Origin of the sequence: Cupriavidus necator A5-1 (genome assembly GCF_000744095.1) — a bacterium.
Lineage (GTDB): Bacteria > Pseudomonadota > Gammaproteobacteria > Burkholderiales > Burkholderiaceae > Cupriavidus > Cupriavidus necator_A.
Window position 1 is genome coordinate 1 of the sequence record NZ_JQLI01000004.1, and the last position, 16,134, is coordinate 16,134.

Annotated in this window: 13 protein-coding genes and 2 pseudogenes; 4 read left to right on the plus strand and 11 right to left on the minus strand. The window is 61.9% G+C overall.

Annotated elements, in window-relative coordinates; translation table 11 throughout:
- Positions 1 to 393 precede the first annotated feature (393 nt).
- The 4 genes from K307_RS22030 to K307_RS22045 all read right to left on the minus strand — a co-directional run bounded on the left by K307_RS22030 (position 394) and on the right by K307_RS22045 (position 6,035).
- Positions 394 to 1,077, minus strand: coding sequence for a hypothetical protein (locus tag K307_RS22030; protein ID WP_042882808.1), 684 nt, complete (start codon positions 1,075 to 1,077; stop codon positions 394 to 396).
- 11 nt (positions 1,078 to 1,088) lie between these two features.
- The gene (locus K307_RS22035; RefSeq protein WP_155301244.1) at positions 1,089 to 2,768 is read right to left on the minus strand and encodes a hypothetical protein; all 1,680 of its coding nucleotides are present in this window, start codon (positions 2,766 to 2,768) and stop codon (positions 1,089 to 1,091) included.
- Positions 2,769 to 2,935: 167 nt separating this feature from the next.
- Positions 2,936 to 3,922, minus strand: a complete 987-nt coding sequence (locus K307_RS22040; protein ID WP_042875518.1) for a hypothetical protein — start codon at positions 3,920 to 3,922, stop codon at positions 2,936 to 2,938.
- Between the two features lie 82 nt (positions 3,923 to 4,004).
- On the minus strand, positions 4,005 to 6,035 hold the full coding sequence (locus K307_RS22045) for a UvrD-helicase domain-containing protein (protein WP_080745154.1): 2,031 nt from the start codon (positions 6,033 to 6,035) through the stop codon (positions 4,005 to 4,007).
- A gap of 319 nt (positions 6,036 to 6,354) precedes the next feature.
- Here K307_RS22045 and K307_RS51115 point away from each other — a divergent pair.
- Positions 6,355 to 6,681 (plus strand): annotated as a pseudogene (locus tag K307_RS51115) (DUF6884 domain-containing protein); the annotation flags it as partial.
- Between the two features lie 17 nt (positions 6,682 to 6,698).
- Positions 6,699 to 6,884, plus strand: a pseudogene (locus K307_RS46355) (H-NS family nucleoid-associated regulatory protein); the annotation flags it as partial.
- Positions 6,885 to 6,938: 54 nt separating this feature from the next.
- Here K307_RS46355 and K307_RS22050 read toward each other — a convergent pair.
- Together K307_RS22050 and K307_RS22055 are read right to left on the minus strand one after the other, a co-directional pair.
- Complete coding sequence (locus K307_RS22050; protein ID WP_042875676.1) at positions 6,939 to 8,024, minus strand: IS630 family transposase; 1,086 nt, start codon at positions 8,022 to 8,024, stop codon at positions 6,939 to 6,941.
- A 254-nt stretch (positions 8,025 to 8,278) separates the two neighbouring features.
- The gene (locus K307_RS22055; protein ID WP_042882812.1) at positions 8,279 to 9,199 is read right to left on the minus strand and encodes a LysR family transcriptional regulator; all 921 of its coding nucleotides are present in this window, start codon (positions 9,197 to 9,199) and stop codon (positions 8,279 to 8,281) included.
- Between the two features lie 203 nt (positions 9,200 to 9,402).
- On the opposite strand from K307_RS22055, the gene K307_RS22060 reads away from it, so the two are divergent.
- A complete protein-coding gene (locus K307_RS22060) occupies positions 9,403 to 9,942 on the plus strand; it encodes a carboxymuconolactone decarboxylase family protein (RefSeq protein WP_042882814.1) in 540 nt (179 codons plus the stop codon).
- A 366-nt stretch (positions 9,943 to 10,308) separates the two neighbouring features.
- Here K307_RS22060 and K307_RS22065 read toward each other — a convergent pair whose 3' ends face one another.
- Entirely contained in the window at positions 10,309 to 12,051 is a 1,743-nt protein-coding gene (locus K307_RS22065) for an IS1634 family transposase (RefSeq protein WP_042876642.1), read from the minus strand.
- A 513-nt stretch (positions 12,052 to 12,564) separates the two neighbouring features.
- Here K307_RS22065 and K307_RS22070 point away from each other — a divergent pair.
- Positions 12,565 to 13,131 (plus strand): carboxymuconolactone decarboxylase family protein, encoded by a 567-nt coding sequence (locus K307_RS22070; protein WP_042882816.1) that lies wholly within the window; start codon positions 12,565 to 12,567, stop codon positions 13,129 to 13,131.
- A 254-nt stretch (positions 13,132 to 13,385) separates the two neighbouring features.
- On the opposite strand, the gene K307_RS51120 is transcribed toward K307_RS22070, so the two are convergent.
- The 4 genes from K307_RS51120 to K307_RS44490 all read right to left on the minus strand — a co-directional run bounded on the left by K307_RS51120 (position 13,386) and on the right by K307_RS44490 (position 15,773).
- The gene (locus tag K307_RS51120; protein WP_042882818.1) at positions 13,386 to 13,799 is read right to left on the minus strand and encodes a PaaI family thioesterase; all 414 of its coding nucleotides are present in this window, start codon (positions 13,797 to 13,799) and stop codon (positions 13,386 to 13,388) included.
- 518 nt (positions 13,800 to 14,317) lie between these two features.
- On the minus strand, positions 14,318 to 14,830 hold the full coding sequence (locus K307_RS22080) for a YkgB family protein (RefSeq protein ID WP_042882820.1): 513 nt from the start codon (positions 14,828 to 14,830) through the stop codon (positions 14,318 to 14,320).
- 147 nt (positions 14,831 to 14,977) lie between these two features.
- A complete protein-coding gene (locus K307_RS22085; protein ID WP_042882821.1) occupies positions 14,978 to 15,256 on the minus strand; it encodes a hypothetical protein in 279 nt (92 codons plus the stop codon).
- A 97-nt stretch (positions 15,257 to 15,353) separates the two neighbouring features.
- Entirely contained in the window at positions 15,354 to 15,773 is a 420-nt protein-coding gene (locus K307_RS44490; protein ID WP_051975095.1) for a CzcE family metal-binding protein, read from the minus strand.
- Positions 15,774 to 16,134 lie beyond the last annotated feature (361 nt).

Here is a 16,134-nt window from a genome sequence, read left to right on the forward strand (position 1 = left end):
ACAAGCCGCTTGCGATAGTAGAGAGGCCAAGAAGAACGCTCCATAAGCGCGCCAGAGGTGGCTTTGTCCTCGTGGAATTGGACAGCCCGGCGTGCCAAGGTCGCACGTGGTTGGCCCAGTCCCCCGCTTGCTGGCGCCTCTCTAGATTAGGTAACGCAGCACCAAGCCGGCACAGAACAAGCCCGCTTGGAGCCCTTCTGTCTGTCTCAAGGGCCCCCAATCCCCAAGCGCTGAGCAGGGCGGTTCCCATGAGTAATACGGCCATCAGGCCGCCACCTGCTCGTAGATTCCTTCGCACGCACTTCAACCCCGATTCGTTCCAGTTCTCGGTATTTGCAGACCCCAGCCGGTACCTCAAATGGTCTTCCGCCCCTCGAGTACTGCGGAAACCTATCAGGTGCGCGCACAGCAGGACGTATTCCTCCAAACCCCATTCCGAGCCGGTCCGCCGCCGAGCGAGCACGCTTCATGTCGGCGACATGCATGTTGACGGTCAAAGCCTGTTTCATCGTCTGGCTTCCTATGCTCAAGCTCTTTGGCGCTCTTGGCGGCAAAGAGAGTCCTCAGTCGAAGCCTGCCCGGCTGCGCCGAACCTGAATCGCCCAACGTGCGTAGCCTGGTTTGCCGCCCGCCCCATCGCTGCTGAATGGCGCCGATGTCTCGATCAGACCAGCTCGCGTCCTTGGCGTGCTCGACGAGTGTGTCGACGTCGGGCACCACCACCATCGAGCCGCCGGATCGGCTCTCCGATCGCACGATATATCCATTCACATCATGCAGGACGTACGTTCCGGCGGGATCCAGCAATATCAGGCTGTTGCGGCCCGCCAGATCCATTACCCAATTCGTCTGCGCTTCGGTCAGGTATCCGGAGCTGTACCACCTTGCAGTTGCCTGCCGCACGAACCTGGATTCGGCTTCGTTCAGGCGGCTCGCCACCTCCGCGTGCCCAAGCGCAGCGAGGGCGGCTCGCATCCTGGCGTCACGGGCAGCTTGCACCCGTTCCTGCTCCGCACGTATGGCTTCGGCTTCGCGGATCCTCGCGGGATCAAGAAGCGCTCGGAAATCGATTGGCATTTACTCTCTCCTCAACTACGCGGTCGCCCGCCAAACGCAAAGCGAGGACTCCGGGGCGGCTCGGCAACGACATCGTCACCCTCTGAATTGGCCGGCAGCTCGCCGGTGGCCTCGACCCGGCGGATCTCACCGGGAGCCACACTGGATTCACCAGGTGACGGTGCATCAGGGCACTGCGCGCCGGCATTGAATGGCTCTTGCAGGAACGCCGGCCGTGCCGACTCCGGCAGGCCCAGCTTCACCCTGCGGTGCTCATACAATTCCCATATCCCGGCCTCCTCCGCCTGGATAGTCGGAGTCCCGCCGGCCAGCAGGCGCTCGACGGTGTCCAGCACGAAGTCGCCTTCCGCCTCCGACCACTTGGCATCGAGCGATGAACCCGGCGCCGGGTTCGGCGGGGCCGCAGGCGGCAATGCCTGCAGACCAGCATTCTCGTCGGCGAGCCGCAGCTCCGGACGGCCGCCGGCAGCAAGTATTCCGTTATGCCAGATGCCAAGGGTGCGTTGCCTCGGCTCGATCTGTTGGCGATACCCCCTTGCTGCCAGGCGGCGGACCGTATCCTCCGAGAGCACTACCCAGAACTCCCGTTCGGTCTGACCGGGGGAGTGAGGTGAACCCGGATCGGCCGCAATCTGCACCGTTGCATAGAAGACGCGGTCGGTTTCCCCGCCCAACTCACGCTTGAGCGCGGCGAGATCGGGCCGCGCGATCTCCACAATCCCCAATTCTTTGTGGAAACCAGCGGTGCCGACCCGGACGCTCCGATAGCCTTGCTCCGCGTAGCTTCGATGCTGGACCTCAACGAGCAGTGCGCGGTCGATCTCGGGCCACGGGCTGAAGTTGCTTCCGTGGGTAGAGCCTGCCTGGCTCCAGGGAACCACGACCATCGCCGCGCCGCCGTGGGCCGTGCGAATCTCAACAACTGCGTGCTCCGGCCCCGCCTGACGTGTTGCGCGTGCCCAAACGGCCCGCGAGAAGGCCGTCCCGATCGGAAGGTCGGACGGATATCCGATAAACGCACTCCCAGGTATGCCGCAGGGCTGGTTCCCGCCCTCTTCACCGCGGCCCTGAAAGCCAAAGTACGCCGGCGGCGAGGTCTCATTGCGGGCAGCCACACGCGCGTCGAACCGCGCGCGACGGACCGTCCCCGCCGACTCGGCCTGCTTAAATGGTGCATCGAGATCGTCCACCTCCAACGCCGGCGGCGCCTCAAAGTTGCCAACCTCTGTGACTTCTTCGCTGGCTTCCAGGTAGGCCCCCGCTCGCGGCGACTGCCCCTCGGCGGAACCGCTGTCGCACGAGTGCTCGGCCGGCCGGGCGTCCCTCGCGGCGCTATGCGCGACCGGCGGACGTGCAGCAAAGCTGAAGCTTGGCCGCGCGCCAGGCAGCCGATCTGCTCCGATACGTGGGATCTCCGCGGCGGTCGTCGCATCAGCGCTCATAGGCGGCTCCTGCGCCGGCTCGGTGGCTTTTGCCGCCTGACCAAAACGGAATGACGTTCGCGCTGCGCCCTCCACCTTACCGCCGGCCGCGGCACCCACTGAGGCAGTCGCACCTCTGGATGCGAGCACAGCAGCATCTGTGTACCGCGGCCCGTTGTCATGCGTACCAATTTCTGCGTGCCCGCCATCGCCAATCAACGCCGACGGCAGGTCGGCCGGCATCGACCGCAGATCCTTCCGAATCTTCATCAATCGCTCTTTGGCTCGCGCGCTCATTGGTTCAAAAATATCTTTGAACTTCGTGTTGATACGCTACGCCGAATTATATGGTGCTATACTGCGATCCACTTCCGAGCCCGATTGAGCCCGGGCTTTCTGCTTAGGACGCTCATCCGGGCGCCTTCTTTTTTTTCTGCTTAGATTCCCCACCCGCCTTCGCGCGATCGCTCCCGTGCACGATTGATCACGTCGTCAGCGGTTTCCGTTGCGGTCTGCCCGGCCCACTCGCCATCATTCGGCGCCTGGTCGACTCGGTAGATCTGGTCCGCGGCAAAATTGATGTTGTTGACGAACATGTGACGCAGCTGCGGATTGCTGAATACGGCCGCCGCGATCTCTGCGGCCTCTTCGGCGCTGCGTGCCATGACCCGCATGGTCGCTCCGACATCGGCATAGGCGTCGCTCGCACCGCCAGCGTTGATCGCAGGGGCGGGGTTTGCCAGGGCAACAACCGGGGAGAATCGCTCGTCCGACCAGCCAGCCGTAACGGCATCGGCCGAGGTCGATACAGCAAAGTGCTCATCGGTGGGCTGCTCCAGGAATCGGTAGATCGTCTCATCGTCCGCATCCAGCCGGTCTTCGCTATCCGGGTGTTCGTCCTCCCGCCAGATGTCCACGCGAATGTTTTTCAGCGCGACACCGACTTCGAACGGCTGGCAGGCAAACCCCTCCAGAGCCTGGCGCACGCCCTCGCCCGCAATCTCGCCCTCGCTGGCCAGCGCCTGCGCAATCACCGTCGGGGAGCTCGTGATTGCCTGGATCTGGCCCGCGACAGCAGGCGTCACGCCGTCGGTGAGTTGCGCTACGTCGTTGCCCGGAATCGGTCGGCGGGCGGCGACTTGGCCGGCGCGCGTGTATGCCTCCTGCCAGCGCTCGCCCAGGCTATGCGTCAACATGGCTTTTACTGCGTTGACGACGGCGTCGCCGGCCTCGATGGTGGTCACGTCGCCGGGCTGCACCGCAACACCATTGCGCATCAGAGAGAAGAAATAGGAGGCGGGCACCAGCGCGGGGTCAATGTGGAACTTCCCGGTGGTGTCGATCGCGCCGAACGTGCCGGCCAGGATCTGGTTGGCGTGGGCATGCATGCCGCCAGCGTTCTGCAGAATGGTGAGCGTGGTCATCTAATCTCCCTCGAACAGGTGTGGATGGGTGGTGGTGGGTTGAAAACGGGGGCGACGGGCTGGCAGGCGCCCCCGGAGAAACTTAGAATCGGGGCGGCGTCAGGTGGATGAAGGCGTTGTCCGTCACCTCCAGGATCTCCCTGCGCACTCTCACGGCCTCGGCGCCGAGACGCTGTCGGGCGGCTGCTGCCACCCTCATGTCCGCTTCATCCCGCCGCTGTCGATGCGCGGGTAGATCCGCAATCCACGCCAAGGTCTCGGTGTTGAGCTGGCAAGACTTCATCGCGCGCGTGACCGCCACATAGAGCAGGTTGAGCTCTTGATCAGTGCCATCGTCACGCATTGCCTCCTGCGCGCCGATCCGACCGAAGTCCGCCATGGACTGCTCCGCCTTCTCGAGCACGGTGAAGTCGTCCGCAAGCTTCACCTGGTCCCACTCGAGGCCCTTTGCCTTGTGTCCCGTGGCGACAACCAAGTCGGCGAACTTGTCGCTCTTCTCCTCGTTGGCGCGCAGTTCCGCCACGAGCTGCGGAATCTCATGACGGTACTGGTCGACCAGTTCAACCAGGATCTTCACCTCAGGATCCTTGGTCTCCTCGCCGTAATCCTCGAACTCCTGCCAGGACGTGAAGTTGTCCCGGATGAATGGCTCCCTGATATCGGTTCGCTGGTTGGAGCGAAGGCGCCACGCGTCCTCGAGGATGTGCACCTTGTAACCCTCGATCCCGCCAACCCAGTGCACCCCGCGGCCCCGCCGGGCAACTGCCTGTTTGATCAGCTCCGCGTTGGAACGAGAGAGCAACGCATACGGCGCGCCCTCGCGCCAGGGTGCGTCACTGCCCAGGCCCTCGATCTGATTGGTCTCGCCCTTCAGCTCAGAAAGAATTTGGTTCGCAATTCCTGCCGTCTTCGGTCCGAAGCGCCAGGACTGAGTGAGCGGCAGCACCGTGGCGTTCGCAGGCAAACCCTCCATGGCGTTGGTCGCGCCGCGGAACGCGTAGATCGACTGGTGGCGGTCTCCCAAGTACAGCAGCTTCGTACCGAACTCCCGCTGCAACTCGACCAGCTGAGCCGTGATGGGGTTTGCATCCTGTGCCTCGTCGAAGACGAGCATCTGGTAGCCCAGATTGGGTTTGCTTTGCACGAACATCTTCAGGTAGGCGTCATGCGGAATCGTGATCCGGCCACTCTTGTCCTTCATGGCACCCCAAACGCGGTTCGCATATCGCACGCATTGCTCGACCGTGAAGTCCTGTGCATTCAGGACCTTACGCGCTTCATCGGCGTGCGCTGCAGTCGGCTCAGCATCCCTGCTGGCGAAGAAGCTGGCCAGGATGCGCTGGGTGATAGCCGCCTCGCGGTACCGGACATCGAGGCCGATGACGGCCATGTCTTTGCGCATGGTCGCCGGCTTCCAGATGTTTTCCACACGCGAGCGCTGGTCCTGCGTGAGCACGGAGTACGCAAGGGCGTGCGTAGTCATTGAGGTAACGTGGCTTGGAAACCTGCCTTGCGCGGCCTTGGCGTTGGCGCGATTGAATGCCAGGTACAAGGTCCGCAGGTCGGGGCGCGCCTCGGTAAAGCCAACGGCGGTGGTGGTCTTTCCGGTGCCGGCATATGCCTCCGCCACTACGATGTCAGCTTGCGCCTCGATGATCGCGCGCTGCTGATCGGTGTAGGTTCGCGCTGCCTGGGCAGCGGGGCGCAGCGAGGTCGACCCGAAGCTGAAGCCTTTGGCCGATGCCGCTGCTCTAGCCGTTGCGGTGGCCCGCGGGGTGGCCGCAGTGCCGAAGGACGCGGCCTGCGGAGTTTGCTGCGCCGCCTGAACCGGTGTCGCCGCTGTGCGGGCGGATCCAAAACTGAACCGGGGCGGGCCGGAGACAGCAGCAGGCTTTGGCGCCGGCTGCCGCGCCGGCGCAGCCGTGCTCTCACGCGGCTGTTCCCCACTCGGTGCTGTCGGCGTGGTATTGCTCGGCGGCGCCACATTGGCCGGTGCGGCGGCCGGCGGACGAGCGAAAAAGCTGAACGATCGCGGACTTGCTGCCGGCGTCGGACGCCGCTGCTCCCCTTCATTGGTCGATGGCGATTTGACGGCGGGGAGAACGAACGGCATGGAATTGACTCCGGCTGGATCGGGTCTCAGCAGACCTCGAGGAAGCGCCGCAAATAGGCGCCTTTTTTCTTTCGTTTTAGCATGGTACTCGCAAATATAATCGCAACTCAAGTCAGCTAAAGTGAGCGTGGGTTCAATGGTTTTGAAGGACGTTCGCTTGGGGCGGGCTAGCCGCTTATTCCGAATTGCGTACCACTCCACATTATTCCTACGGCGAAGAGAGGCTCAATAAATTTGAACGCGGGGTGTCGCTGGACCAGTTTGCGTGGGTGTAGGCCGACTTGCCATTCTGATCGCTCCACTAACGGCAATCCCTGACATGTCCTTCTCTCTCGACTGCCCGCCCCGCGCGGAAGCGTCTGCCGACACGCTGGTCCTCGTGGCCTGTTGTGGCAGGAAGCTGGACCACGCAGCCCCGGCTCGCGAGCTCTATCAGGGCGCTCTCTTCAGGTTCTCGGTGGCCTACTGCGTGCGCCACCAGCTCGCCTGGGCGATCCTGAGTGCGAAGCTTGGCCTGGTCGCCCCAGACGACGTAGTGGAGCCATATGAGTCGCGGCTATCCAGCAGCCGCACCGATCAAGCGCTCTGGGCTGACCGGGTGTTCACGCGCCTGCAGCGCAACAGGCTGCCAAGGCAGGCTGTTTTCCTGGCCGGCTCCGACTCGATATTGCTACAAAGCGTCGTCGCGGGCGGCCTGCGAAGGATGGCGGTAACACCGTGGCGAAATCCCCATTGCCGCCCAAGTACATGGATCCCAAAACCGGCAAAACGTGGTCCGGTCGCGGTCGTACACCGGCTTGGCTGGGTAAGAACCCAAAGCGCTTCCTCATCGCAGAGGAAGCGGCCTAATCAGCCAACACTGCAATGCAGGCGCTCTCGGAAACAGCGCGAACGCCTACCTCGCTAGTGCAGCGTTCCATTCTGTTTGGAACTTAAGCGGCGGTTGGCGCGAATGACCTTCTGTAGGATGTCGCGAGCGCTCTTGGTCCAGATGAACGGCTTGGGGTTGGTGTTGTGGTGAGCGATGTATTCGTTGATGGCGTCGACCAGTTCCGGCACGCTGGTGAATACGCCGCGGCGAAGTCGCTCGGTTGTGATGTCGCGAAAGAACCGCTCGACCATGTTCAGCCATGATGCCGAGGTGGGTGTGAAGTGCATGTTGAATCGAGGATGCTTGGCCAGCCAGTCTTGCACCGCAGGATGCTTGTGGGTGGCGTAGTTGTCGGCGATCAGATGCAGCGTTTTGTCCTTGGGCGTCTCGCGGTCGATCTTGCGCAGGAACTTCAGCCACTCGGTATGGCGGTGGCGCTGCTGGCACTGGGCGATGACTTGGCCATCGAGCACGTTGAGCGCGGCAAACAGCGTGGTCGTGCCGTTGCGCTTGTAGTCATGCGTCATGGTGGCCGCACGCCCCTTCTTCAACGGCAAGCCGGGCTGCGTGCGATCCAGCGCCTGCACCTGGCTCTTCTCATCGCAGCACAGCACCAGCGCGTGCTCGGGCGGCGACATGTAGAGGCCAACGATGTCTTCAAGCTTCTCGACGAACTTCGGATCGCGCGAGACCTTGAAGCCGCGCACGATGTGCGGCTTCAACCCGTGGGCGTGCCAATGGCGCATGACGGTGCTGGCGCTCACGCCCAACTCGGCGGCCATCTTGCGCGTGCTCCAGTGCGTGGCTGCTTCGGGCTTGCTTTGCGTGGTCAGTTCCACCAGCCGCGCCGTGTCCACCTTCACCGGCGGCGCACCGCGCGGCAAGTCGCGTTCGATACCGGCCAGCCCCGATTGTGCATACCGCTCACGCCAACGCGACACCTGCACGCGTCCGATTCCCAACTGCTCGGCGATGTCCTTGTTCTGCATTCCGTTGGCGGCCAGCAGCACGATGCGCGCGCGCTGCGCCAGCCTCACGCTCGTGAGCTTTGACCGAACCAGCCTCGTCAACTTGGTTCGCTCCTCGTCGGTCAACATGATCTCGGGGGCAACTCGCACTCGCTCTCTCCACGTTGTGGTCGCAGTAGAGCATTGGAGACGCCGAATTCATATAGGTTCCATCAAGAACAGAACGCTACACTAGCTTACGGCTGCGTCTCGATGCGTGACGTGAAATTGACGAAGGACGGCGTGTGGAACACATATGCTGGTTACATCGACGATCTCGCTTCGGTAGCCAGATCCGAGGCCTCAGCGCATCGTCGGGAGTAGGGGCAATGCATCGCGGGCAAAGTCCCCTCCCTCAACCAGCACTACGTGTTGCCCAACTGAGCTGCCACAAATTCAGCAAACGCCCTCGCCTTCGCTGAATGCTTACGTTGTTGCGGAGTGACAAGATGAATTGGCATGGGGACCGTTTCCCATTCCGGCAACAACTGCCGTAACCCACCAGTTGCGAGCTCTTCGTCGAACAGCCAAGTGGGTGAGTAACCGATCCCCATCCCAGACAGCAACGCAGCGCGCATGACTTCACTGCTATTGGTCTGGAGGTTTCCTTTCACCTGTATTACCCGTGCGGCGCCGGCAGGCTCATCCGCGCCCGGGCCAGCGACAAAATTCCAGGCGCTTCGCGACGCTGTTTCAGTGTAGATGATGCAGTTGTGCGCTTTGAGATCCTCCAGCGTTTGTGGTGGCCGCATTCCGCTTGGTAAGTTCCGGAGGTACTTTTGGTGCGCCACCAGCACGCGGCGGGTGGTACCGACGCGTTTGGCCACCAAACTGCTGTCCGACAGTTCACCAATCCGCACCGCTACGTCGATCCCTTGCTCAACGAGATCGACGGCGCCATCGTGCAGACGGAAATCGATCTTAACGTTCGGATGGTTAGCGAGGAACGCTTGCACAATCGGCATCAGCTTGAGCCGACCGAAACCGACCGATGCGGCCACCCGTAGCCATCCCGTCAACTGCTGTTCTCCGAGACGTAGCGCGCCTTCGGCCTCCGCAATTTCCGCCACCAACCTTCGGGCTTGCTCAAAATAGCGCTCGCCTTCTTCGGTGAGCGACAGCGAGCGCGTCGTACGCACCAGCAACTTGGCCCCAAGTTCCGCCTCAAGCGCCGCAACCTGCTTGCTGATCGCGCTTTGCGTGACGTCGGCCTCATGCGCCACCGCCGAAAAGGTCCCGGCTTCGACAACACGGACAAAAGTGCTCATCGCCTGAAGCTTGTCCATAATAATTCCCGGTTGGAATATATGATATGAGCATACACCGCCTAGTTATCCGATGGGGAATGGATCATAGTTTGTCTAAGCGAACGGCGCCACAAACACGGAAACGCTGGACCGCCGCCCGCTGCCTCGTTGGCTCTGGGATCGTCGCCTGATGGCGCGCCTTCTGCCGATTGAACAACCGCCTCGTCTCTAGGAAAGTCAAAATGACTACGATCAACGTCCCGACCCGCGAAGAAGTGTCTCCGACCAACCAAGCGATCTTCGACAACCTGAAGAAAAGCCTTGGCGTGGTTCCCAATCTGTACGCGACGCTCGCGCATTCAGAACACGCGCTTGGTAGCTACCTGTCGTTCCAAAATAGCCCCAGCAGCATCACCGGCAAGGCTCGCGAAGTCGTGAACTTGGTGGTGAGCCAAGTCAACAATTGCGAATACTGCCTTGCCGCCCACACCTTGATCGGCAAGAAGAACGGTTTCACGGACGAGCAGATTCTGGAAATCCGGTCGGGCTCCGCACGCTTTGACGCGAAGCTGGACGCATTGGCCCGCCTGACGCGCGACATCGCGCTGAACCGCGGCCATGCCACTCAGTCGCTGGTTGACGCGTTCTTCGCCGCCGGTTGGACCAAGGCAAACCTGGTTGACGCGATCGTTGCGGTCGGCGACAAGACTGTGACCAACTATCTGCATGCTACGACGCGGGTGCCGGTGGATTTCCCGGCCGCGCCCAAGCTGGCGGCCTGATATCGACCTGATATCGACGACAGATAGTTCGGCGCCTGGCCTCTCTTCGGGAGAGGCCAGGCCACGCTGCGTTCCGGAACCGACAGCCGACGCCCCGGTTGCCCGGCCAAACGGGTTGCGGAGGGCAACGGGCTTGTTTCATCGACGCAGATAGCACAGGTGATGTTGCGGTGCCATTCGCGGCGACCTGACTGCGGCTCGCAGGGCGGCCCTGACCGATGACCGTTGTTCGGGCGTCTTTTCGCAATCGACCATCGCGTCGCCTTATCGGCATACGCAATCGCGAATGTCGCTAGCCCGAACTTTGAGCACGCGGCGCGCATAACGCTTTGATTCCTCGCGGTTATGTGCTCGCGAGCGAGTCGATTACTGGGTACAGGCGACGGGGCTGATGTTGAGGAGGCGGAAGGCCTTTTCTTGAACTGGGGTCGGCCGCGTGATCATGACGATCTTTGCCTGCGGGTTCAGGGGGGTGTGACAGACGTTGTACGCGAGCGTGGCCAGATCATCGAGCAACGTGCGGAAGCTGTGCACCGGCAAGCCGTCCTCGCCAAGCCTGGTGGCGTCCTTGGCTTTCGCCTGGTCCGAGCGTCGTGCCTTGGCCACTGGCGAAGGCCGGGCCGCACGCGCAAGCTCGACGTATTCATCGTCAAACAGCATCGGCTTTAACGTCTCGCGCATGTGCCACTCGACGTAATAAGCGAGCATGCACAGAAAGACGTGAGCGCGCACGCGCGCGGCGTTCCAATGGAACACGGGGCGCACCTGCAGATCGACCGTCTTGAGCGAACGGAAGGCCCGCTCCACCACTGCCAGCCCCTTGTAGGCCGTCACGGCCGCCTCAGCTGACAGGTCCGTTGCCGGCAGGCTCGTACGCACCACGTACAGGCCATCGAGTGCAGCCTCCTGCTGAATCTGTTCGGCCTTGCGCCCCCACGTGAAGCTCGAGTCGGTGATGCTCAGCTCGAAGTGCTTGCCCATCCTGAAGTGATCGATGACGCGGCCTACGCGCAGGGCAATCGCCTCGGTGCCCTTGAGGCGGTTGCGGGCACGCGTGGTCGCGTCGGTAATCTTCATCAACTCGGCTTCGGTGGCCTGCAGCAGCGCCTCGCGTTTGCGGCTGCGCTCCTCGGCCAGTAGCGGATTGCGACACACGATGAGCCGCTCGCCGGGGAACGCCTCGCTGGTCACCTCCAGCAGGTTGCGCTCATCGAACAGCGAGGGCTGGAAGGGGCCCTTCTCATGAGCAAGCGCGGCCATCTGCGGCGCGCGCAGGCTGCTCACCCAGTCCAGGCCAGCCGGGCGCAAGACCGAGTCGATGCGCGCCTGCGTGAGCATGCCCCGGTCGCCCACCCACGCGAGCTTCTCGATGCCATAGCGATTCTTGAGCTTGTCCACCTGCGAGGCCACGGTTGCCGGATCGGCGGTGTTGCCAGCGAAGACTTCGACTGCCACCGGACAGCCCTCAGGCGTGCAAACCAGACCGAACACGATCTGGGGATCGTCGCGCTTGCCATCGCGGCTGTAGCCGTGGGCGGCAAGCTCGCAGCAGCGTCCCGTCACCCACGTGGAAGTGAGGTCATAGAGCACCAGCGTACTGCCGCTCAGATGCTGCCTGGCAAGCCGCTTCTCGATGCCTTCCTGAGCGTCTCCCAGCCAGTCGAGCGCGGCATAGACCTGCTCGAGTTCGACGTCGCCCAACTTCAGCAGTCGCGACAGCGAGTGGGTCGCGGTCTCGTCGCGCAACATGCGATGCGTGGCGAGCTTGGACGCGGGGGACACCACCCGCGCCACCAGCAGTGCCATCACCACCGAGCGCAGCGCGGCCGGCGCTGAGGACAACCACTGCTCGGCGCCGCAGGCGCGCGCCGCGCCAAGCACGGCGGCCACGTGTCCGTGTGGCAGGCTGCGCTCGATCACGAAGGCCTCATCGGCGGACGACACCGCGACGCCACCGCGTAGCAGCACCTTCAAGCCTTCGATGACCTCGGCGGGCAGCGACGAGAGATTGGCGAGGGTGCGCTTCTTGACCGTGTTGCCGTCGCGATAGGACTCGCGCAGCAGGATGGCGGGGGGCGAGTTGCGGTTCGGGACGTGTTCGATATACATGAACACCTATTCAAGCACAAAGCTACCGAAACACAATAGATAAATACTAATTTACATGGCTACATAATAGCCTCAAAAAATAGCCGGAACCCACTGCTGATGCGGATTCCGGCTATTTGAGAAGCCAAAGTTCGGGCTAGCGCTGAAGCAGAGCTGCGCCTTTCCATGTGAAGAGGCATGTCGTGCGCCGTTTCCAGGCGGACTTCAACGGCGCGCGTGACCATGCCGGCAAAGGCCGGCAAAGCGCGAGAAAGGTAACGCACCCGCGCTCCCCCAATCGTGTCGAGATCCGCTCAGTCTGGGAGCGGCAAATTCTTCCCCTCCGGACTGTCCCTATCCATGCATTCCGGCTGCGACGCGCCTAGTATGAATAGCTAGCCGGGATCTGATTTCGTCCGGCCACCCAGAGGGATTCGTTTCAAACGCATAGCGGCAAGCCTCGCCCCACGGTAGCCGCAACTTCCAAGGTTAGCGACCATCCCTTTGTTCAATCCATCGACGGAGGAACACGAAATGTCCATTTTCCAAGCCTATACTGCCGACTCCGCGCCGGCTGAGTCGAAAGAGACGCTCAAGGGCGCGACCGCCGCGTTTGGATTTCTCCCCAACTTGCACGCCTACATGGCCGAGGCGCCCGAACTCCTCAAGGGATATGCAGCGCTGTGGGACTTATTTGCCAAGACCACATTGACCCCGCAGGAGCAGCAGGTCGTCTTTTTGACCGCCAACTTCGAGAACAACTGCCGTTACTGCATGGCCGGGCACAGTGCACTCGCCAAGATGGTAGGCATGGACGCTGACACTATCGGCGCACTACGGGGCGGGAAGACTTTACCCGACAAGAAGCTCGAAGCCTTGCACCGGTTTGCAACCACGGTCGTTCAACAACGCGGCGCGGCGACCGAGAAAGACGTTCAGGACTTCCTTTCCGCAGGGTACACCCGCCGAAACGCCCTGGAGGTCGTATTGGGTGTTGCGACCAAAGTACTGAGCAACTACACGAATCACATTGTCCAAACGCCTCTGGACCCCTTTATGAAGGGCAACGAATGGACCAAACCGGAGCATGCCGTGGCCTGAGGGTCCATGGCGGCACGGTAAGTTTCAGCCTTCGAGACGCCCAGGCCGACCATGTAGACGCAGCTTGACGGACCCACCCGCCTGTACCGGCCGTCGAGCGGTTAGAAGCGGCACCCCGCGCACTCGGGGGTGCCGTCGCTCGCATACATGGCGCATCCTAGAGTGCCCCCTTCTCCGCCGCTCGTTGGCTGGCAGCTTTTAGGGCAGGCCATCTGACATCTCATCGACGCGATTGACCGTGCACAGGCGCGTCGTCACGCCGCCCCAGGCTTGACGATCGATTTCGTGACTTGGATAGCGGCTATGACCTTCCCCCCCACCTCGCCCCGCGCCTCTACGAAGGCTAACGTTCGCCCCCGCCGGACCACTCTAGCTATAAGGTCGCATCGCTCGCCAATCCGTGCAGAGCGCATGACCGAGGCATGGAGGTCATGCGTCACTGCATGTTCCGATCCATCCAACGAGTCCAACAGTGCAAAGAGGCAAGCAGCTTCCATCAAGGAATAGAGCACCCCAGCGTGTAGCCCGCCAAACGCCAGGTGTTCTGGCCCGACATCGAAATGGGCGCGTGCCTCACCAGCCCCCGCTTCGTCGAGTATGAGACCCAAATGTTGGTTAAACGGGACTTCAAGAATGGCGCTTATGCGAGCTTGAGTTTGATCGTCCATGTTTCTGAATCCTTCGCATCATCTTTCGGTTCGCGCCGTCGTGGTATGCCGCCCAGCTTAAGGTAACGATGCGGCGTCCGGCACCGGCCCAAATTCAGGTTGGTCACCACTTTCCATAGGAGGACTACCGAGTTTCGAGCCTGGCGCACGCTCAAACTGATCATGCAACGGGCGCATGCGTTTGCGTAGCAAGGCGCGTGGGAATATCAGCTATTCCTGGGAGACATCACACAGCAGGCGGCATCTGCTCCGCGAGCGGCCACAGCCGCCGCGGCGCAACACGTCGATAATCTGCGTGCCTCGCCTGGGCTGACAACTTGCGTGTCGATGGTCTGGCAGCGATGAGACTCAGCGTTTAGTGTGCCCTATCCTCTTCGCAGACAACGACCCAGGCATCGAGGGATGGATGCATGCTGAGTCCAGCATGGGCTTCCTGCTATCGAACCTGCTGCCTACTGAGGCACGACGCCGGCGATCGCAATGTGCGAAGCGCCGGCGTCGTCCTCTTCTGTCGCGCTCTATGCGGCCACCCGAGCCGCACTCAGTCGGGACAGCACCGCCTGGCGTCGTACGTCTTCCTTCAGCAGATACACTGACACCGCCAGCAGGACCACGTCCTTCATCAGGAACGCCACCGGCCCAATCATCGCCGGGAAGCCACCTGCCGACTCGGCCCAGCCGTCAGGCATGAACGGGATGATGGTGACCGTCGCCATGAACGTCCCCACCGAACCCAAGGCGCCCAGGATGCCAAGCCTCTTGTTCCAGAATCCTGCGAAGATCAGCGCACCGAAGGTCCACTCCGCAACGCCCAGGAACAAGCTCGCCCCACGGACACCGAACACTGGATACATCCACGAGATCAGTGGACCGTTGCTGATATACGGGATCAGAACTTCGGCTTCATACTGGAACCACTTCTGATATCCGAAGAAGAAGAACATGATTACCATTGCGGCCCGCACAATGGGATACTCAAGATCGTTGTCAAACAACGACGACTTGTTTAGCTTATGAATGATCGCGTCCATTTCGTGTAACTCCTGATAGCTATTTGGATTCACAAGTCGTCACGCCTAGAGAGCAACGTCGGGGAGGGTTGGCCTCCCCTGCGCAGCCTCCGATCCCCATCCGGATCCGGTCCCGCTGATCGACTTGCCAGGTTCAAGCGGTTAGCGTTAGGCCCCGTCGTAGAACGGGTTGCGCGGCTCAGTCACCGTGCGCGCGCCGTCCGTGTACGGATCCCGACGTTCGGTCACCGTCCGAGCGTCATCCCTGTACGGATCGCGTCGATCCAGGACCGAACGGCTCGTCGTGCCGCCCAGGTTTTGAATCGTATTGGCGCGGGCATTCTTCTCGAACGGGTGATCGCCTTGCACTGCGAAGGCAGTGCCACCCGAAGCGCCAAGGTAGACCAACAGCGCGGTTGCAACGACCAGATTGGTTTTGAGGTTCACGATTGACTCCTGACATGTGAATTTCCGTCGCATCCACGGCAGCCGAAAACGTGACGGCGCCACGACGGGGATTGGTTAAACGCTGGACACTGCGGCCTTAACGACCGCCGGCAAAACTGCTGGATCCGTTCTGGTATGCCCAAACACCCTTGGCTTCCGGAATCTCCGGAAACAGCGTGCCAAGCTCAACCGCGGTGTTTCCGGGGCGTGCCGCGAACTGCCATGCGGCGGACGTGGAGCCGAAGTCGAAGCGAATGGTCTCTCCCGAACGCACCGCCACCGCCTTGACCTGCGGATTGATGCGGACGGTGCGGGCGCCCTCGGACGAAGACACGGCCTCCCCAAAGAGTCGCGCACTCGGCGATGCTTGCTGGGTTACCTGGGTTTCGGCGGCAACGGCTGGACCCGAGCCAAACGCGAATACCGAAAAGCCGGCGAGAGACAAGCTCACGAGGGTTTTGATGCGAGTCGCGTTGCCCCGGTGGCTCCGGCCACGTTCCTGATGCGGCAGAATCATTTTGAGCTCCTGAAGAGGTGTTGGTAGGCCTAACTGTACGTCGCCAACTTGATATTTGGCAGGCCGCAAACTCTCGATTGAATGCTCAAAAGGATCAAACAGAACGCGTCAGTCACTTCGGATGACGCGGCTAGAAGGCACTAGAAGGAAGGCGTGTCTCGGGAGCAAGCGCGTTTCGGCTCGCTCACGCAGCCAGTAAATAGAGAACACCCACATCGGTGGCTGCTCTACTGTTCGGTCCGGACCGTCACGGCAAACGTCGAGTTGCCCTCAACACCAGGCCCCGCCCTTTTGCGCAACGCCAAGGTATCCCCGACTTATCAGCTAAAGTTCCAGCCCTGTGCAGACCAAAAGGTAGACA

Coding starts and splice junctions, on each gene's coding strand:
- K307_RS22030 (WP_042882808.1), bottom strand. CDS start 1,077: ATGCCAATCGATTTCCGAGCGCTTCTTGATCCCGCGAGGATCCGCGAA.
- K307_RS22035 (WP_155301244.1), bottom strand. CDS start 2,768: ATGAAGATTCGGAAGGATCTGCGGTCGATGCCGGCCGACCTGCCGTCG.
- K307_RS22040 (WP_042875518.1), bottom strand. CDS start 3,922: ATGACCACGCTCACCATTCTGCAGAACGCTGGCGGCATGCATGCCCAC.
- K307_RS22045 (WP_080745154.1), bottom strand. CDS start 6,035: ATGCCGTTCGTTCTCCCCGCCGTCAAATCGCCATCGACCAATGAAGGG.
- K307_RS22055 (WP_042882812.1), bottom strand. CDS start 9,199: ATGGACAAGCTTCAGGCGATGAGCACTTTTGTCCGTGTTGTCGAAGCC.
- K307_RS22060 (WP_042882814.1), top strand. CDS start 9,403: ATGACTACGATCAACGTCCCGACCCGCGAAGAAGTGTCTCCGACCAAC.
- K307_RS22065 (WP_042876642.1), bottom strand. CDS start 12,051: ATGTATATCGAACACGTCCCGAACCGCAACTCGCCCCCCGCCATCCTG.
- K307_RS22070 (WP_042882816.1), top strand. CDS start 12,565: ATGTCCATTTTCCAAGCCTATACTGCCGACTCCGCGCCGGCTGAGTCG.
- K307_RS51120 (WP_042882818.1), bottom strand. CDS start 13,799: ATGGACGATCAAACTCAAGCTCGCATAAGCGCCATTCTTGAAGTCCCG.
- K307_RS22080 (WP_042882820.1), bottom strand. CDS start 14,830: ATGGACGCGATCATTCATAAGCTAAACAAGTCGTCGTTGTTTGACAAC.
- K307_RS44490 (WP_051975095.1), bottom strand. CDS start 15,773: ATGATTCTGCCGCATCAGGAACGTGGCCGGAGCCACCGGGGCAACGCG.